Raw genomic sequence first — 15194 nt, 5'->3', positions numbered from 1 at the left:
TAATTGTACGGTTTTCGGAGATTGTGAGCGGGCGACGCGGTCGATGTTTCGTGCAGCTTTCAGATGGAACATGCGGTCCGGCAATCGAATGCGCCCTTACTGCAAGGCTACCAAGACTGTATGGCGCCGTAACCCCTTACCCAACCAAGAAAAAATCCCGGTCCGCCTGGCGGCACCGGGATTCGAAACACGGCCGAGGGCAGGGGCCCCGGCTTACTCGGAGGTGATGAACTCCGATCCTTCGATGCCGGACAGACCGGTCGGCGCCTCGGCGCTGCGGACGTAATCGCGGTAGATGATCTGGGCATACTTGCCGTCCAGCACGTTGGGATGGCCCGATACGAAGCCCGACACCTCTGTCACGGTGCGCCGGTTGCGGCGTTCGCGGCCCTGCGTCACGATCAGCGGCTGGGTTTCGCCGAAGGACACAACCGCCTCGAGCCGCGAGGTGCTGATGCCCTGACTTGCCAGGAACGCCACCACCGCCTGCGCGCGGCGCAGACCCAGCGCCTTGTTGTAGCCGTCGCTGCCGACCTTGTCGGTGTGACCGTAGACACGGAAATGCACTTCGGGGAACTGGCGGATCCAGGCTGCCTGTTCGCGCAGCACATCCTGTGCCCCGCCGTCCAGCGCGGCCGAGTTGAAGGCGAAATTCACCGTCGTCACCACTTCGGAGGCGAAGCGCTGCGACAGGTCGTAGGTATACTGCCGCTCGCCGTTCATGATGAGCGTGTTGTTCATCGTGGCGTTGCCGAAGGTGCCGGTATCGACCAGCGCGCCCGCCTCGCGGTAGAAATGGCCGTCGACGTGGTCACCGACAGGGGAGCATGCGGACAGGAGGGCGGTTCCGCCCAGAATGAGTGAGAATCTGTTGAACATGAGCCCCCGCATCGCCTTAATCCATCACATAGCCATATGAGCCATTGAAGTCCTGCTTGGCAACTTCGCCCGCACCGCCGCGGGTCGGCGTGTTGCCGCCCACGACCCGCCCGTTCAGGAACAGGTCCTTTTCGGAGGGAATGCGCACCCGGTCGGTGGGCAGCGCCAGCGCCTCGCCCCGGGTGGGGGTCACGAGGTGCGGTGTCACGATGATCACCAGTTCGGACTGTTCGCGGCTGTATTCGGCCGAGCGGAACAGCGCGCCGAGGATCGGGATGTCGCCAAGCCACGGCACCTGGCCGTTGAGGTCGCGGAAATCGTCCTGCAGCAGGCCGGCGATGGCAAAGCTTTCGCCGTCACGCAGTTCGACCGTCGTCGAGGCTTCGCGGCGCCGGAAGGCGTCGATGCGGATCGATTCGAGGTTGAAGCCGTTGTCGGGGTCGATCGAGGACACCGCGGTTTCCATCTCGAGGTTGATGAGGTCGCCGTCGATCACCCGGGGGATGAAGTTCAGCTCTACGCCGAAGGGCTTGAATTCGACCGAGATCGTGCCGCCGTCCTGCGCCACGGGCACCGGGTATTCGCCGCCCGCCAGGAACTTGGCCTCTTGCCCGGACAGCGCGATCAGGTTCGGTTCGGCCAGCGACCGCACCATGCCCTTGGCTTCGAGCGCTTCGAGAAGGATGCCCACCTCGAGACCGCCGGCGTTGAACCCGAACAGCACCGCGCCTTCGGAGGCGTTCGACCCGGACTGCGGGAAAAGCTTGTTGGCGACGCGGTCTACGGCGGCATTTGGCGAGGCGTTGCCGGTGCCCAGCTCCAGCCCGAGATCGCCGTTGAGCACCGACCCGCCGGTGGCGAGCGAGGCGCGCAGGGATTTCGCGACCGAGCGCTGCATTTCGGCGAAACGGACCTTGAGCATCACCTGCTGGACGCCGCCCACGGTCATCAGGTTCGACACCCGGTCGGGGGCGTAGCGTTCGGCCAGCGCCAGGGCGCGGTCGAGCTTCTGGATGCCCGAGACCTGGCCCGACAGCACGATGCCGTCGTTTGCGGTGCGGACCTCGATATTCTCTCCGGGAAGGATCTGCCGCAGGCGTTCCTTGAATTCGGTCACGTCGGCGGCGACACGCACATCGACGTTGGTGATCAGGCGCCCGTTGCCGTCGAGAATGGTCAGTGTTGTGGTGCCCGGCGCCTTGCCCAGCACGTAGATCGACCGGTCAGACAGCGCAGAGACGTCCGCGATGGCGGGGTTGGCCACGCTGAGCTCGGCAAAGGGAAGGTCGCTTTCGACCACCACGGCCCGGTTCATCGGTACGCTGAGCGCCGCATCGGTCGCGCCGCGCACGACGCGCAGGGTTTCCGCCTGCGCCAAGTTCGCCGCGGGTGCGACGCTCAGGGCCAGCCCCACGAGGGCCGCCTTCAGGAATCTGTCATATGTCATGTGACCTGCCCTTTCGATCACGCCTCTGTCGCAGATCTTTCGCCTGCATTTTGAAAGAGCCTGCGTCAGTTTCAGATTTTTTGCAAGAATCAATGACTTCCCCTGCAAAAGTTATGTGGATAAGTGGCAACAGGGGGCCTGTCTCACGACAATGCGAAAGGGCGCCCAACGGGCGCCCTTTGCTGGCAAGAGGCTGATTTCGCGTCAGTTTGTGCAGGGGATCGGGATTTCCACGACCTCCGCGCCACGGCGTGTTCGGATGGTGCAAACCTCCAGGGCCTTGGCCTCGGCCTTCTTTTCCTTCTTGGAAATGCCCAAGAGCGAGAGCTGATCGACCTCGATCGCCTCGGCGACGGTGTCGTCGGTGGCACTCATCAGCGACAGCGACAGATTCCCGGTCGACTGCGCCTGGGCCAGCGAGGCCACGACCTGCGGGCTGGCGGCCACGGTCACGGTGCGGGCGATGGTCACGTCGCTGCCATCGGTATTGGACTGCTGGTCGATGGCAATGAGCTGCACGCCGGTCTGGATCAGCTTGGTCACGTCGCCCTGGGGCAGGTTGGGATCGTTGCCGGGGATGCGGCCGGTCCAGTAGATGTCGACCCGGTCACCCGGACGCAGGAAGCCGGACACGCCGGTGGCCACGTCGACCTTGATGGCAAAGGCGCGCTGGCCCTTGTCGAGGCGCGAGGTCAACCCGGCGTCGCCGCCAGGTTCGCTGACCTTGGTGCCGGTAAAGGCTTCGTTCTTGTCCATGGCTCGCAGCACGATACGCGCTTCGTCGCCGTCGACCACCAAGGGCTTTGCCTCGTCGAAGAAGCTGTCGGGCAGGGTGTCCTTGGTCCAGGCGGCCAGTCGCACGTCCTCGGCGGTGATCTCCTCACCGTAGGCCAGCGCGCGGTCCGCGACGTAGATCATCTGGGTCGGCACCGCTTCGACCGAGCGGGCCCGTTCCTGTTCGAGTGCGTTCTGATACGCCCCGATGTAATTCTGTGCCATGTACACGGCGAAACCGGCCAAACCCAGGCCCGCCAAAAGCACCAAACCAAATACCAGTCGCATGTCTTTCCTCTCGCTTTTGCCTCTGCAGCCCGTGCGAACGCCTTGTCCGCCCTGGCGTGATTAATCCCGTCTATGACCGAGGATTGTGGCAAAAACGGGGAGTGTTATCGGTTCTTGTGCGGCGCGTTTCACGCGGCACAAAAAGCAAAAAGGGCCGGACCCGTTCTGGGCGCGGCCTTTGAGCGCTTGGCTTGAACCTTCGATCTTCGATCAGAAGTCGTTCTGGGCGGTGACTGCGCCACCTGCCGCCGTCATGAGTCCGAAAGATGCGTCTTCGACCGTCCAGAAGCCGATGGCCGACAGGCCCACGACAGCGGCAGTGATGACAACCCAGTCGACCGAAACGGCACCGTCTTCATCCTTGCGGACTTTCTTGATGAATTTGAACATCCTGGGACCCTTCAGTTCAAATGGAGTTTTTTGGGGTCTGGCGCGGCCGGCCCGAGTGGGGCCGGCCGCGCCGAAGCGTTTCAAGAACGAAGTCTGGCGATCCGGGTCTGGCCCGGACCGGACTTAGAAGTCGTTCTGGCCGGTGACGGCACCGCCGGCTGCGGTGATCAGGCCGAGCGAGCTGGTTTCGATGGCCGTGTAGGCTGCGATAGCGAGGCCGACGACGGCTGCGGTCAGCACGACCCAGTCAACGGTCACGGCGCCGTCTTCGTCACGGCGGAAGTTTTTGATGAAGTTCAGCATTGTGGTCTCTCCGATTGGCCCGGGTCGGGCTCAGGTTTGTGAAATTCCGGATACGGGCGCCCGGTCAGATGGTGACCGAAGCGCCGGGATCAGGCGCGCGGTGACCCGCGCAAACGATTTAGAAGTCGTTCTGGCCGGTGACGGCACCGCCGGCGGCGGTGATCAGGCCGACCGAGCTGGTCTCGATGGCCGAGTAGGCGGCGATGGCCAGGCCAACGACGGCCGCGGTCAGCACGACCCAGTCAACGGTCACGGCGCCGTCTTCGTCACGGCGGAAGTTTTTGATGAAGTTCAGCATTGTGTTTTCTCCGATTGTCCCGGGTCGGGATCAGGTCTGTAAGGTCGGGGGACCGGCAGCCGGTCAGCTGTTGACCGGTATGCCGGGTTCGGCAGCGCGGTGATCCGCGCCCACCGCTTAGAAGTCGTTCTGGCCGGTGACGGCGCCGCCGGCGGCGGTGATCAGGCCGAGCGAGCTGGTTTCGATGGCCGTGTAGGCTGCGATGGCCAGGCCAACGACGGCTGCGGTCAGCACGACCCAGTCGACGGTCACGGCGCCGTCTTCGTCACGGCGGAAGTTTTTGATGAAGTTCAGCATGGGTTCTCTCCGTAGATTTGTTTGCTCACGTCTCACCGGCGAGGACATCCCTGATGCTTCTCACACATCCCGTCCCGTTCGGTATGCAGCGATATAGCCAGCCGAATGGGGCATCATTTTGACGGGATTGGAGAGACTTTGCGGTTTAACCAAGAACCGGTGATTTTTCTTTCAACCGATTGAATCGCATAGAGAAGTTTTGATTTCGCATGCCTCTGGCCACGCCTTGGAGGATGCAAATGCATCAGTCGGCCTGAATCATCGTCGCAATTTCGGCAACGATATTGGCCGAATGCCGTGTTTGTGCGACAGTTGCGACAAACCGCCCGACAGAGGCAGAGCAGTCATGACACGCATCCCCCTTCTTGCCGCGGGGCTTGTTGCAATCCTCGTGCAACCGGCCCTGGCCGAGGCGCCGGTCGTGCTGGCCGATTTCTCGGCCAAGCGCGTGACCGTGCCGAAACCCGGCACCAAGAAACGCATCACAGTGCAGATCGCCCCGCGCGCCAACCCGGCGGTTCCGCCGCGCCCCGACAAACCCGCCCCCGCGCCCGAGGCGCAGGCCGTGGCCCCGGCGGCGCCCGGCGGACGGGAACAGGGGGTGGGCCGCTACGCCTGGTTCTGGAACGCGGTGTCGCCCAAGCTCGACTCCACCGGCCCCGGGCGGCTGGAACCGGCGCTCATCAGCCTCAAGAACGCACCTCAGGGGCAGGCGGTGTCGGCGCCACGTTTGCAGCACCTGCAGGACATCGCCGCCGCCCACGGGCTCGAGATCCTCAGGTCCACCGTCGGCACCCGCGTGTCCCCGGCCCTGGCGCTGGCTGTCATGTCGGTCGAGTCCGGCGGCCGCGCAGATGCGGTCAGTTCCGCCGGCGCGCAGGGGCTGATGCAGCTCATGCCCGCCACCGCCGAACGCTTCGGGGTCAGTAACAGCCTCGATCCGGCGCAGAACATCAAGGGCGGCGTCACCTTCCTTGATTTCCTGATGGAGAAATTCGACGGCGATCCGATTCTCGTTTTGGCAGGCTACAACGCGGGCGAGAATTCCATCGCGCCTGCCGGCGGCGTGCCGCCCTATGCGGAGACTCGCGACTACATCCCCAAGGTGCTGGCCGCCTTCGACACCGCCAAGGGCCTGTGCCTGACGCCGCCGCAGCTGATCTCGGATGGCTGCGTCTTCGCCGTGTCCAACCGCTGAAGCGCCTCCCCCTTCTTCGGTTCAAAAATACCTCGGAGAGCACGAGAGGCTGGCCTCTCGTACCGCGCGCCAGCGCGGTTCAGGAGGCAGGCGGCAGCACCGCGCCGGGGTTCATGATGCCCTCCGGGTCCAGCGCCGCCTTGATCGCCCGCATGGCGCTCAGCTTGGCCGGATCGCCATAGCGCTGCAGATCGTCGACCTTGAGCCGGCCGATTCCATGCTCCGCGCTCACCGATCCGTCCATCTCGTGCACCAGGTCGTGCAGCACCCGGCTGACTTCCTCGGCCTGGTTCACATGATCGGCACGGCTGCGTCCGGGCATCGGGAAGATGTTGTAATGCAGGTTACCGTCGCCCATGTGACCGAAGCAGTTGACGCGGAAACTGCCGACCTGTGCCAGCGCCCCGGGCGCGCGCTCGATGAACTCCGGCACCGCGCTCAGAGGCAGCGAGATGTCGTGGCTCGCGACCGCGCCGATCCGGCGGTTGGCCTCGGGGATGTGTTCGCGCAGGGTCCAGAAGTCCTGCGCCTGGGCCTGGTTCTGCGCTATGAGCCCGTCGCTCACCAGGTCCGCCTCGAAGGCATCGGCAAAGAGCTGCTCCAGTGCCTCGGCGGGATCGAGACCGGCGGACAGGCCGACCTCGATCAGCACGCTCCAGTCCGGGGCAGGATCGAAGGGGCGTCGGATGTCGGGCAGGGTCTCGGCCAGGAACTCGTAGCCCTGCCGATGCATGATCTCGAAGGCTGACAGCGCCTCGCCCACCTGGCTGCGCGCCAGCGACAGGAGTGTCAGCGCCGCGCGCGGGCTCTCGACCACCATCACCGCGGTCCCGGTCGCGGCGGGGACCGGCGACAGCTTGAGGCTGGCAGCGGTGATCAGGCCCAGAGTGCCTTCGGCGCCGATCAGCAGGTGGCGCAGGTCGTAGCCGGTGTTGTCCTTGCGCAACCGCTTGAGCCCGTGCCAGATCTGCCCGTCCGGCAGCACCGCCTCGAGCCCCAGCGTCAGATCCCGGGCGTTGCCGTAGCGCAGCACGCCGACGCCGCCGGCGTTGGTGGCCAGCAGCCCGCCGATCCGCGCGGAGCCTTCGGAGGCCAGCGACAGCGGGAACAAACGGTCCTCTGCCATGGCCGCGGCCTGAACATCCGCAAGCACGGCGCCGGCCTCGGCCACCAGGACGTTTTCCTGCGGATAGACGGCGCGGATCGCGGTCATCCGCTCGAGCGAGACGATCAGCGGCGCGGGCGTGTCCCCCGGTGCGACCTGCCCGCCGACGAGCCCGGTGCCGCCGCCGTAGGGCAACACGCCTACTCGGGCCTTTGCGGCGGCGCGGATCAGGGTGCTCACCTCGTCGGCGCTGCGCGGCAGGGCTACCCAGCCGCTGCCACCCGCCCAGCGGCCGCGCGGTTCCTCTAGGTAGCGCGGTTCGGCCCGCCGCAGCCTATCGTCGGGCAACGCCCGGCGCAGGCTCTCGGCAAAGGCGTCGTCGGCGGGATTGAGCGGCATGGACGGTCTCCGGGCGGTCGGGTCTGAGGTGACTAGGGACCTAACGCGTGCCGCGCGGAAACCAAAGCGAAATGGGGGCTCTGCCCCCGTCGCGGCAGGCCGCGACTCCCCCGAGGGTTATTGGAAACCGGAGAAGGGCAGGGCGTGGGTGCGTTATTGCGGATCGCGCAGCCACTCCGGTTGCAGCACCACAACCGTGGGGCGGGATGGCAGGTCGCGCAGCGAGACTTCCATGCTGCTCTCGCCGCGCCGGTCGATGGCGAAGGTGTCGCCGACCCCATCTAGGAACATCTCGAGCGCGGTGCCCGAGAACCAGTGCATTGGGATGACAACGCTGGACTTCAGCCGCTCGACGATGCGGATCATCGCGGGGATCTCCATAGTATAGCCGCCGTCCACCGGCACCATCACCACGTCGAGCCGGCCAAGCGCCGCGTATTGCTGGTCGTTGGGTTCGTGATGCAAATGACCCAGGTGACCGATGCAAAGCCCCTCGACTTCGAAGACGAAGATCGAATTGCCGTTGTCCTCGCGTCCGCCGAAGGCCGAGCGGATGTCGGTGGAGACGTTGCGCACCAGCATCTCGCCCAGGTCGACATGGTGGTCGATGCCTTCCCCGAAGTCGCCCCAACCGGGCAGGACATGTGGGATCGCCGGGTCGGGATTGGCGGTCCAATGGGTGTCGTGGGCGTGGTTCATGGTCACGATGTCGGGGATCATCCGCGTGTTGCCGATGTAGCCGGTAAAGTCGGTGACGGCGTTCAGCCCGCCGGGCGTCTGGATCAGGAAGGACGCGTGCGAGATGTACTGGATCCGCACCGAGAACTCCGGCACCGGATCGGTGAAGGCGGCCTTGTGCAGGTATTCGAGCCCCGGCGCGGCATCGGCGATGGCGATGCAGTGGCTGGGGCGGCGGCTGTCCTGTGCGGCGGCGGTGCCGGCAAGAAGCACGAGGGCAAGGGCGTAACGGATCATCGGCAGGTCCTCCTGAGCGGCAGACTAGCGCAGATTGCCACGGGGTCAGCTAAGAATGCCGTGATCCGGGACGAGTCGCGGCGAGGACGCCCGCACGGGCGGATCGCGCCGCTCTTCAGCCCACCTGCGTGCGGCCGCGCCTGTCCATGCGCAGCGCGGCATAGAGCACATGGGTGCGCCAGCGCCCGTTGATCTGCAGGTAGCTTTGCGCCACACCTTCATACTTGAACCCGGACCGCTCCAGCAGCCCGCGCGACGCGACGTTCTCCGGCAGGCAGGCGGCCTCGATCCGGCTCAGGTCCAGCCGTTCGAAGGCATGGTGCACCACCGCCGCGATGGCTTCGGCCATGTAGCCCTGGCGGGCAAAGGGCTGGCCGGTCCAGTAGCCCAGCGTCCCCGACTGCGCCGGGCCGCGGCGGATGTTGTCCAGGGTGATCGCGCCCACGAGGGTACTGTCGGCGCGGCGGATCAGGAACAGCGGCATCGCCGTCATCGCGCTCACCGACCGGTTGGCCCAGTAGACCCGGTTGGTGAAGGCGCGGCGGCTGAGGTGATCCTCGGCCCAGGTCGGCTCCCAGGGGGTGAGATAGGCTTCGCTCTGCTGGCGCAGGCTGGTCCAGGGGTTGAAATCCGCGTGCTGCGGCGGTCGCAGGGTCAGACGTTCCGTCTCGATCCTCAGCTTGCGCCGCATCAGCATGGTCAGGCCACCCGGCGCGCCTGGAGATCGTCGAGGCTGGGCGCATCCGCCACCGGGCCGTAAAGCGCCATCGCCGCCGGGGCCTGGCCCGCCATGCGCATCGCAAAGCTGCGCACGTCGCCGGTGGTGACGTTGTCGATCTTCTCGACCGTGGACTCGATCGGCGGCACCTCGCCCCAGATCTGCATCAGCCGCGCCAGCCGTTCGGCGCGGCTCGACGGGCTTTCGAGCCCCATCAGCAGCCCGGCCTTCATCTGCGCGCGGGCGCGGGCGACTTCCTCGGGGCTCATGTCGCTGGCGGCGCGCTTCATCTCGTCCACGGTGATATGGGCGAGGTCGCGCAATTCGCCGGCGCTGGTGCCCGCGTAGATCGTCGTCATGCCAGTGTCCGCATAGGCGCCGGTCTGGGCGAAGATCGTGTAGCAGAGGCCGCGTTTTTCGCGCACCTCCTGGAACAGTCGGCTGGACATGCCGCCGCCAAGGGCGATGGAATAGACCTGCGCCGTGTAGAAATCCTCGTCGCGGTAGCCAGGGCTCTCGAAGGCCAGCGCGAAATGCGCCTGTTCCAGCTTCTTCTCGTTGCGGCTTTCGCCGCCGGCAAAGCGTGCGGGGTCCACGCCATCGGCATCGCGCGGCGCCAGCCCGCCGAACAGCGCCTCGGCCTGTTTCACCAGCGCGTCATGGTCCACCGCGCCGGCCGCCGACAGGATCATCTGGTCCGGGCCGTAGTGTTCGCGCACGAAGCCGGCCAGATCTTCGGCGGTAAAGCGATTCACGTTCTCCGCCTCGCCCAGGATCGTCCGGCCGATGGGCTGGTCGGGATAGGCCTTTTCCTGCAGCCAGTCGAAGATCACGTCGTCGGGCGTGTCGAGCGCCTGGCCGATCTCCTGCAGGATCACGCCGCGCTCGGTCTCGATCTCGCGCGGGTCGAAGACCGGGTTCATCAGGATGTCGCCGATCACGTCGAGGGCGAGGCTGGTATCGGCTTCGAGCACGCGGGCGTAGTAGGCGGTGACCTCGCGGCTGGTGTAGGCGTTGATGTAGCCGCCGACGTCCTCGATCGCCTCGGCGATCTGCAGCGCGCTGCGGGTCCTGGTGCCCTTGAACGCCATGTGTTCGAGGAAATGCGCGATGCCGTTCTGTTCGGGCCGTTCATGCCGCCCGCCGGCGGTCACCCAGATACCGATGGAGGCGGATTGCAGCCCCGGCATGTGTTCGGTGACGATGCGAAAGCCGTTGGGCAAGGTGGTGAGGTTCACGGTCACGAGGGAATACGCTCCTGGATCAGGGTCTTGAGGTCGGCAAGGTCGTTGCGGGCGCGGGTCACGCGCTCGGGCCGGTCGAAAAGGTCGGCCATGCGTTCGGGCAGGGGCGGACGGAGGCCGCTGGCCTCTTCCACGGCGTCGGGGAATTTCGCCGGATGGGCGGTGGCGAGGGTGATCATCGGTACGCCCGGGTCGCGCTGTTCCTCGGCGACCTTCACGCCGATGGCGGAATGTGGGCAGAGCAGTTCGCCCATGGTCGCATGGGCCGACGTGATCGTCGCCATGGTCTCGGCCTCGCTGGCGCGGCCGGAGGTGAAATGTTCGCGCAGGGCTTCGAGCGCGCCCTGGCTGACGTGGAAGCCGCCGCTCTTGAGTTCGTCCATCAGCTGCGCCACCGGCGTGCCATCGCGCCCGTAGGCGTCGAACAGCGCCCGTTCGAAGTTGGAGCTCACCTGGATGTCCATCGACGGGCTGATCGAGGGCGTGACCTCGTCCATGCGATAATCGCCGGTGCTCAGGCAGCGGTGCAGGATGTCGTTCTGGTTGGTTGCCACCACCAGCCTGTCGATGGGCAGCCCCATCTTCTTGGCGATGTAGCCCGCGAAAATGTCGCCGAAATTGCCCGTGGGCACGGTGAAGCTGACCTTGCGCTCGGGCGCGCCGAGGCTCGCCGCGGAGGAGAAGTAGTAGACCACCTGCGCCAGCACCCGGGCCCAGTTGATGCTGTTGACGCCCGCTAGCCGCACGCCGTCGCGGAAGTCGAAATCGTTGAACATGTCCTTGAGCCGCGCCTGGCAGTCGTCGAAATGTCCGTCCATGGCGACCGCGTGCACGTTCTCTTCGACCGGCGTGGTCATCTGGCGCCGCTGCACCTCGCTGACGCGGCCATGCGGGTAGAGGATGAAGACATCGACCGCGTCGAGCCCCCGGAACGCCTCGATGGCCGCCGACCCGGTGTCGCCCGAGGTCGCACCGACGATGGTCACCCGCTCGCCGCGCCGGGTCAGCGCCTCTTCGAAGAGCTGCCCGATCAGCTGCATGGCGAAGTCCTTGAAGGCCAGCGTCGGCCCGTGGAACAGCTCCAGCAGGAAATGCCCCGGCGCCAGCTGCACCAGCGGGGCGCGGGCGCCGTGGCCGAAACCGGCATAGCTCTTGGCGATGAGATCGGCGAATACCTCGTCGGTGAAGCCGTCGCCGACAAAGGGCCGCATCACCCGGAACGCGACCTCTTCGTAGCTCAGCCCGTGCAGCGCGCGGATGTCGCCGGGGGTCATCACCGGCACCTCTTCGGGCACGTAAAGCCCGCCGTCGCGCGCCAGCCCGGACAGCATCGCCTCTTCGAATGTCAGCGCCGGGGCACGTCCCCGGGTCGAGATGTACTTCATGTCTCGTGTCTTTCCTTCGCGGATCGCTGGCGCCAGATCAGCGCGCCGGTCATCACCGCCCAGACCAGGGCCAGCGAGAACCAGGTGATCGCGTATTGCAGATGATCGTTGGGAATACCACTGGTGTCCACCGGCAGGGGATCGATGCGGGCATCGCCGGGGTTGACCTCGCGCGCCACGACCAGCAGCGGTTCGGTCTGCAGCGCCTCGGCCATGGCGCCGATATCGCGGGAGAACCAGGTGTTGCCGGCGATGTCGTTCTCGGGGGTCGAGGAATTGCGGTCGTCGGGCCAGTGCAGGTTGCCGGTGACCTGCGCCGGTCCGCCGGGATAACCGGCCTCTCCTTCGGCCACCGGAACGAAGCCGCGGTCCAGAAGCACCCGCCGGCCGCCGGTGTCGAAGGCCGAGATCAGCCGGTACCCCGCGCCCACCACCTTTTGCGACACCAGCACCCGCAGCACCTCGTCGCCGATCACGCCGTCGAGCACGACGGGCTGATACCGCTGCGCCTCCGGGTCGACCAGCACCGGCAGGGGCTCTGGCGAGCCGCCGATGCGCGCCTCGATCTCGGCCAGCACGCCTTCTTTCCACGCCAGCCGGTCCAGCTGCCAGAAGCCGAGCCACAGCAGGATCGCGATGCCGGCGAGGCCGAAGATCAAGGGTGCCAGAATGCGTTTCACCATCAGCGGGTCCCGTGTTGCGGATGCGCGCCTGCCTTAGCCCGGCAGCGCACCAGTCTTCAACTCAAATGCGCTGTCGCCTCACACCGCGCGGCGCGCTTGCGCTTCTCCGGTTTTCAATAACCCTCGGGGGAGTCGCGGCCTGCCGCGACGGGGGCAGAGCCCCCGAAATGCAAAACGCCCGCCATGAAGCGGGCGTTTGCGAAATTTGGACCTGAGAAGCCTCAGCCGCCCCAGACATAGACCGCAGCGAAGAGGAACAGCCACACCACGTCGACGAAGTGCCAGTACCACGCCGCGGCCTCGAAGCCGACGTGCTTGTTCGGGGTGAAGTGCCCGCGCATCAGGCGCAGCAGGCAGACCAGCAGGAAGATCGTGCCGATGATCACATGCGCGCCGTGAAAGCCCGTCGCCATGAAGAAGTTGGCGCCGTAGATGTTGCCGGAAAAGCCGAAGGCCGCGTGGCTGTATTCATAGGCCTGGAAGCCGGTGAAGAGCACGCCCAGCAGGATCGCGAGGATCAGGCCGTTCTTCATGTCGCGGCGGTTGTTCTCGTGCACCAGCGCGTGGTGCGCCCAGGTTGCCGCAGCCCCCGAGCAGAGCAGGATCAGCGTGTTGATCAGCGGCAGGTGCCAGGGGTCGAAGGTCTCGATCCCCGCCGGCGGCCAGACGCCGTCGATCGCTGGGCTGTCCGGGCCCATGGGGTAGAGCGCATGTTTGAAGAAGCTCCAGAACCAGGCGAAGAAGAACATCACCTCGGACATGATGAAGAGGATGAAGCCGTACTTCAGCCCGATCTGCACCACCGGCGTGTGATCGCCCACCTGGCTTTCGTTCACCACTTCGGCCCACCAGCCGAACATCACGTAAAGCGTGCCCACGAAGCCGATTAGCAGCATCCACGGCCCGCTGCCGTGGAAGAACAGCACCGCGCCGAAAAGCATGACGAACCCGGCCAGCGCCCCCAGCAGGGGCCAGATGGAGGGGTTCAGAATGTGGTAGTCGTGGTTCTTTGCATGCGCCATCTTTGGTCCCTCGTTGGATAGGCGTTAGTTGACGGAGGTGTCCGTGTCGGTGTCAAGAGCGGCCTGCGCGTCCTCGGGCAGGTCGATCTCGTAGAAGGTGTAGGAGAGCGTGATCTCCTTGATGTACTTGGCGTCGCGGTCGGTGGCGATCTCGGGATCGACGAAGAAGTTCACCGGCATCTCGACCCGTTCGCCAGGCATCAGCACCTGCTCGGTGAAGCAGAAGCACTGGACCTTGTTGAAAAAGCCGCCCGCCTCGTAGGGGGTGACGTTGTAAGAGGCCTGTCCCGCGATCGGCTTGTCGGTGGGGTTGTAGGCCTCAAAGAAGGCCAGCCCGTCCTCGCCGATCTTCATGGTCATGGTACGTTCCATGGGCTTGAATTCCCAGGCCATGCCCTTTTCGACATTGCCGTCGAAGCGCACGGTGATCTCGCGGTCGAGCACGGTGTCGCTGCCGGTTTCCGCCACCTGCGTGACGCCGCCAAAGCCGGTCACGCGGCAGAACCAGTCGTAGAACGGGACCGAGGCCCAGGCCAAAGCGCCCATGGTCACGACGACGCTGGCAAGCTGCACAACGGTCTTGGTCTTGGGATCCATCGCCATCAGTTGCTCTCCGATACGGATGCGCGCACGGGTTCGTAATCGCCCCGCGTCACCTTCACGACCGTGAGGCCGAAGATGATCGCGATGAACCCGACGAGGATCAGGCCCACGCCCAGGTTGCGTCCGAACCGGCGCTTGTGAATCTCGTGTGTGCGGCCAAGGCTCATGCCCAGACTCCCAGCCCGAGGCCGGCAAAGCCCAGCCGCGTCAGCGCCGCTTCGATCAGGATCGCGCCGAAGTGTGCAAAGAGGTAGAGCAGGGACAGCTTGAAAAAGGCTTTCTCGGCCTTGAAGTTGTCTGCCTCGGAGGCGTCCTCATCGCGGCGCCAGATGTCGACGGCCCCCTTGACGAAGAGCACGTTCAGAACCAGCGCCACGACCAGATAGATCGGCCCGCCGACCGAGGTGAAGGCGGTGGCGATGGCCAGTGCGGCCAGCAGCAGCGTGTAGACCAGGATGTGGTTGCGGGTCGACCGGCGGCCGTGGGTCACGGTCAGCATCGGCACGCCCGCATGGTCGTAATCCTTGCGCATGAAAAGCGCCAGCGCCCAGAAATGCGGCGGGGTCCACATGAAGGTCAGGCAGAACATCAGAACCGACTCGACCGAGATGCCGCCGGTTGCCGCCGCCCAGCCGATCATCGGGGGGAAAGCGCCCGCGGCGCCGCCGATGACGATGTTCTGCGGGGTCCAGCGCTTCAGCCACATGGTGTAGATCGCCACGTAGAAGAAGATCGTGAAGGCCAGAAGCCCGCCAGCGACCCAGTTGGTCGCAAGACCGAGGAAGACAACCGAGAAGCCCGACAGGAACAGGCCGATGGCCAGCGCCTCGTCGCCGGTGACCCGGCCCGAGGGAATCGGGCGGCGGCGGGTGCGGGTCATCACTGCGTCGATATCCGCATCCCACCACATGTTCAGCGCCCCCGAGGCGCCGCCGCCGACGGCGATGAAGAGAATCGCGCAGAAGGCGACGAAGGGATGCACGGCGCCCGGCGCCGCCAGCAGACCGACCAGCGCCGTGAAGACCACAAGCGTCATGACCCGCGGCTTGAGCAGGGCGAAGTAGTCGCCGAACTGCGCCTCGCCGTCGAATCCTGCCTGCTGAATGCTTGCGTCGGTCATGGTCGGTCCTTGGTCAGTCGACGGGGCCGCATCGCTGCGCCCCCGCGTTTCAGATCGGCGTCGGTG

18 protein-coding genes are annotated in these 15194 nt (G+C 65.7%); 1 reads left to right on the top strand and 17 read right to left on the bottom strand.

Translation table 11 applies throughout. From position 1 onward, the window contains the following. Window positions 1–213: 213 nt before the first annotated feature. From DU478_RS15045 to DU478_RS15015, 7 genes are all read right to left on the bottom strand, one after another. The gene (locus DU478_RS15045) at window positions 214–879 is read right to left on the bottom strand and encodes an OmpA family protein (RefSeq protein ID WP_199488354.1); all 666 of its coding nucleotides are present in this window, start codon (window positions 877–879) and stop codon (window positions 214–216) included. 16 nt (window positions 880–895) lie between these two features. Beyond that, window positions 896–2326, bottom strand: coding sequence for a type II and III secretion system protein family protein (locus DU478_RS15040; protein ID WP_114511791.1), 1431 nt, complete (start codon window positions 2324–2326; stop codon window positions 896–898). A 204-nt stretch (window positions 2327–2530) separates the two neighbouring features. After that, window positions 2531–3388 (bottom strand): Flp pilus assembly protein CpaB, encoded by an 858-nt coding sequence (cpaB, locus tag DU478_RS15035; protein WP_114511790.1) that lies wholly within the window; start codon window positions 3386–3388, stop codon window positions 2531–2533. 210 nt (window positions 3389–3598) lie between these two features. Beyond that, complete coding sequence (locus DU478_RS15030) at window positions 3599–3778, bottom strand: Flp family type IVb pilin (RefSeq protein WP_114511789.1); 180 nt, start codon at window positions 3776–3778, stop codon at window positions 3599–3601. 123 nt (window positions 3779–3901) lie between these two features. After that, window positions 3902–4081 (bottom strand): Flp family type IVb pilin, encoded by a 180-nt coding sequence (locus DU478_RS15025; RefSeq protein WP_114511787.1) that lies wholly within the window; start codon window positions 4079–4081, stop codon window positions 3902–3904. Between the two features lie 118 nt (window positions 4082–4199). Continuing rightward, a complete protein-coding gene (locus DU478_RS15020) occupies window positions 4200–4379 on the bottom strand; it encodes a Flp family type IVb pilin (protein ID WP_114511788.1) in 180 nt (59 codons plus the stop codon). Window positions 4380–4496: 117 nt separating this feature from the next. Next, window positions 4497–4676: a Flp family type IVb pilin gene (locus DU478_RS15015; protein ID WP_114511787.1), complete on the bottom strand. Its 180-nt coding sequence runs from the start codon at window positions 4674–4676 to the stop codon at window positions 4497–4499. 346 nt (window positions 4677–5022) lie between these two features. Here DU478_RS15015 and DU478_RS15010 point away from each other — a divergent pair, with 346 nt between their 5' ends. Further along, complete coding sequence (locus DU478_RS15010; protein ID WP_114511786.1) at window positions 5023–5874, top strand: lytic transglycosylase domain-containing protein; 852 nt, start codon at window positions 5023–5025, stop codon at window positions 5872–5874. 79 nt (window positions 5875–5953) lie between these two features. On the opposite strand, the gene DU478_RS15005 is transcribed toward DU478_RS15010, so the two are convergent. The 10 genes from DU478_RS15005 to cyoE form a co-directional block, all read right to left on the bottom strand. Beyond that, window positions 5954–7378, bottom strand: coding sequence for an FAD-binding oxidoreductase (locus tag DU478_RS15005; RefSeq protein ID WP_114511785.1), 1425 nt, complete (start codon window positions 7376–7378; stop codon window positions 5954–5956). Window positions 7379–7531: 153 nt separating this feature from the next. Next, a complete protein-coding gene (locus DU478_RS15000; RefSeq protein ID WP_114511784.1) occupies window positions 7532–8353 on the bottom strand; it encodes an MBL fold metallo-hydrolase in 822 nt (273 codons plus the stop codon). A 115-nt stretch (window positions 8354–8468) separates the two neighbouring features. Further along, complete coding sequence (locus DU478_RS14995; RefSeq protein WP_114511783.1) at window positions 8469–9050, bottom strand: GNAT family N-acetyltransferase; 582 nt, start codon at window positions 9048–9050, stop codon at window positions 8469–8471. Between the two features lie 2 nt (window positions 9051–9052). Beyond that, window positions 9053–10315, bottom strand: a complete 1263-nt coding sequence (locus DU478_RS14990) for a M16 family metallopeptidase (RefSeq protein ID WP_114511782.1) — start codon at window positions 10313–10315, stop codon at window positions 9053–9055. Further along, window positions 10312–11700: a threonine synthase gene (thrC, locus tag DU478_RS14985; RefSeq protein ID WP_114511781.1), complete on the bottom strand. Its 1389-nt coding sequence runs from the start codon at window positions 11698–11700 to the stop codon at window positions 10312–10314. Before thrC ends, DU478_RS14990 begins: the two co-directional genes overlap by 4 nt. Then, window positions 11697–12380 (bottom strand): SURF1 family protein, encoded by a 684-nt coding sequence (locus tag DU478_RS14980; protein ID WP_114511829.1) that lies wholly within the window; start codon window positions 12378–12380, stop codon window positions 11697–11699. The genes thrC and DU478_RS14980 overlap by 4 nt, the downstream gene beginning before the upstream one ends. A 224-nt stretch (window positions 12381–12604) precedes the next feature. Continuing rightward, the gene (locus tag DU478_RS14975; protein ID WP_114511780.1) at window positions 12605–13405 is read right to left on the bottom strand and encodes a cytochrome c oxidase subunit 3; all 801 of its coding nucleotides are present in this window, start codon (window positions 13403–13405) and stop codon (window positions 12605–12607) included. A gap of 24 nt (window positions 13406–13429) precedes the next feature. Beyond that, window positions 13430–14008: a cytochrome c oxidase assembly protein gene (locus tag DU478_RS14970; protein ID WP_114511779.1), complete on the bottom strand. Its 579-nt coding sequence runs from the start codon at window positions 14006–14008 to the stop codon at window positions 13430–13432. After that, window positions 14008–14175, bottom strand: coding sequence for a hypothetical protein (locus tag DU478_RS23150; RefSeq protein ID WP_199488353.1), 168 nt, complete (start codon window positions 14173–14175; stop codon window positions 14008–14010). Before DU478_RS23150 ends, DU478_RS14970 begins: the two co-directional genes overlap by 1 nt. Next, window positions 14172–15128: a heme o synthase gene (gene cyoE, locus DU478_RS14965; RefSeq protein ID WP_114511778.1), complete on the bottom strand. Its 957-nt coding sequence runs from the start codon at window positions 15126–15128 to the stop codon at window positions 14172–14174. The genes DU478_RS23150 and cyoE overlap by 4 nt, the downstream gene beginning before the upstream one ends. Between the last annotated feature and the right edge of the window lie 66 nt (window positions 15129–15194).

This window comes from Thalassococcus profundi, assembly GCF_003344785.1.
In the GTDB taxonomy this organism is placed as follows: Bacteria; Pseudomonadota; Alphaproteobacteria; order Rhodobacterales; family Rhodobacteraceae; genus Puniceibacterium; species Puniceibacterium profundi.
The sequence above is the reverse complement of the archived record's forward strand: the minus strand, read 5'-3'. Positions and strand labels throughout refer to the sequence as shown.

What these genes read in the sequence shown, in the direction of transcription:
- DU478_RS15045 (WP_199488354.1), bottom strand. Translation starts at nt 879, where the DNA reads ATGTTCAACAGATTCTCACTCATTCTGGGCGGAACCGCCCTCCTGTCC.
- DU478_RS15040 (WP_114511791.1), bottom strand. Translation starts at nt 2,326, where the DNA reads ATGACATATGACAGATTCCTGAAGGCGGCCCTCGTGGGGCTGGCCCTG.
- cpaB (WP_114511790.1), bottom strand. Translation starts at nt 3,388, where the DNA reads ATGCGACTGGTATTTGGTTTGGTGCTTTTGGCGGGCCTGGGTTTGGCC.
- DU478_RS15030 (WP_114511789.1), bottom strand. Translation starts at nt 3,778, where the DNA reads ATGTTCAAATTCATCAAGAAAGTCCGCAAGGATGAAGACGGTGCCGTT.
- DU478_RS15025 (WP_114511787.1), bottom strand. Translation starts at nt 4,081, where the DNA reads ATGCTGAACTTCATCAAAAACTTCCGCCGTGACGAAGACGGCGCCGTG.
- DU478_RS15020 (WP_114511788.1), bottom strand. Translation starts at nt 4,379, where the DNA reads ATGCTGAACTTCATCAAAAACTTCCGCCGTGACGAAGACGGCGCCGTG.
- DU478_RS15015 (WP_114511787.1), bottom strand. Translation starts at nt 4,676, where the DNA reads ATGCTGAACTTCATCAAAAACTTCCGCCGTGACGAAGACGGCGCCGTG.
- DU478_RS15010 (WP_114511786.1), top strand. Translation starts at nt 5,023, where the DNA reads ATGACACGCATCCCCCTTCTTGCCGCGGGGCTTGTTGCAATCCTCGTG.
- DU478_RS15005 (WP_114511785.1), bottom strand. Translation starts at nt 7,378, where the DNA reads ATGCCGCTCAATCCCGCCGACGACGCCTTTGCCGAGAGCCTGCGCCGG.
- DU478_RS15000 (WP_114511784.1), bottom strand. Translation starts at nt 8,353, where the DNA reads ATGATCCGTTACGCCCTTGCCCTCGTGCTTCTTGCCGGCACCGCCGCC.
- DU478_RS14995 (WP_114511783.1), bottom strand. Translation starts at nt 9,050, where the DNA reads ATGCTGATGCGGCGCAAGCTGAGGATCGAGACGGAACGTCTGACCCTG.
- thrC (WP_114511781.1), bottom strand. Translation starts at nt 11,700, where the DNA reads ATGAAGTACATCTCGACCCGGGGACGTGCCCCGGCGCTGACATTCGAA.
- DU478_RS14975 (WP_114511780.1), bottom strand. Translation starts at nt 13,405, where the DNA reads ATGGCGCATGCAAAGAACCACGACTACCACATTCTGAACCCCTCCATC.
- DU478_RS14970 (WP_114511779.1), bottom strand. Translation starts at nt 14,008, where the DNA reads ATGGCGATGGATCCCAAGACCAAGACCGTTGTGCAGCTTGCCAGCGTC.
- DU478_RS23150 (WP_199488353.1), bottom strand. Translation starts at nt 14,175, where the DNA reads ATGAGCCTTGGCCGCACACACGAGATTCACAAGCGCCGGTTCGGACGC.
- cyoE (WP_114511778.1), bottom strand. Translation starts at nt 15,128, where the DNA reads ATGACCGACGCAAGCATTCAGCAGGCAGGATTCGACGGCGAGGCGCAG.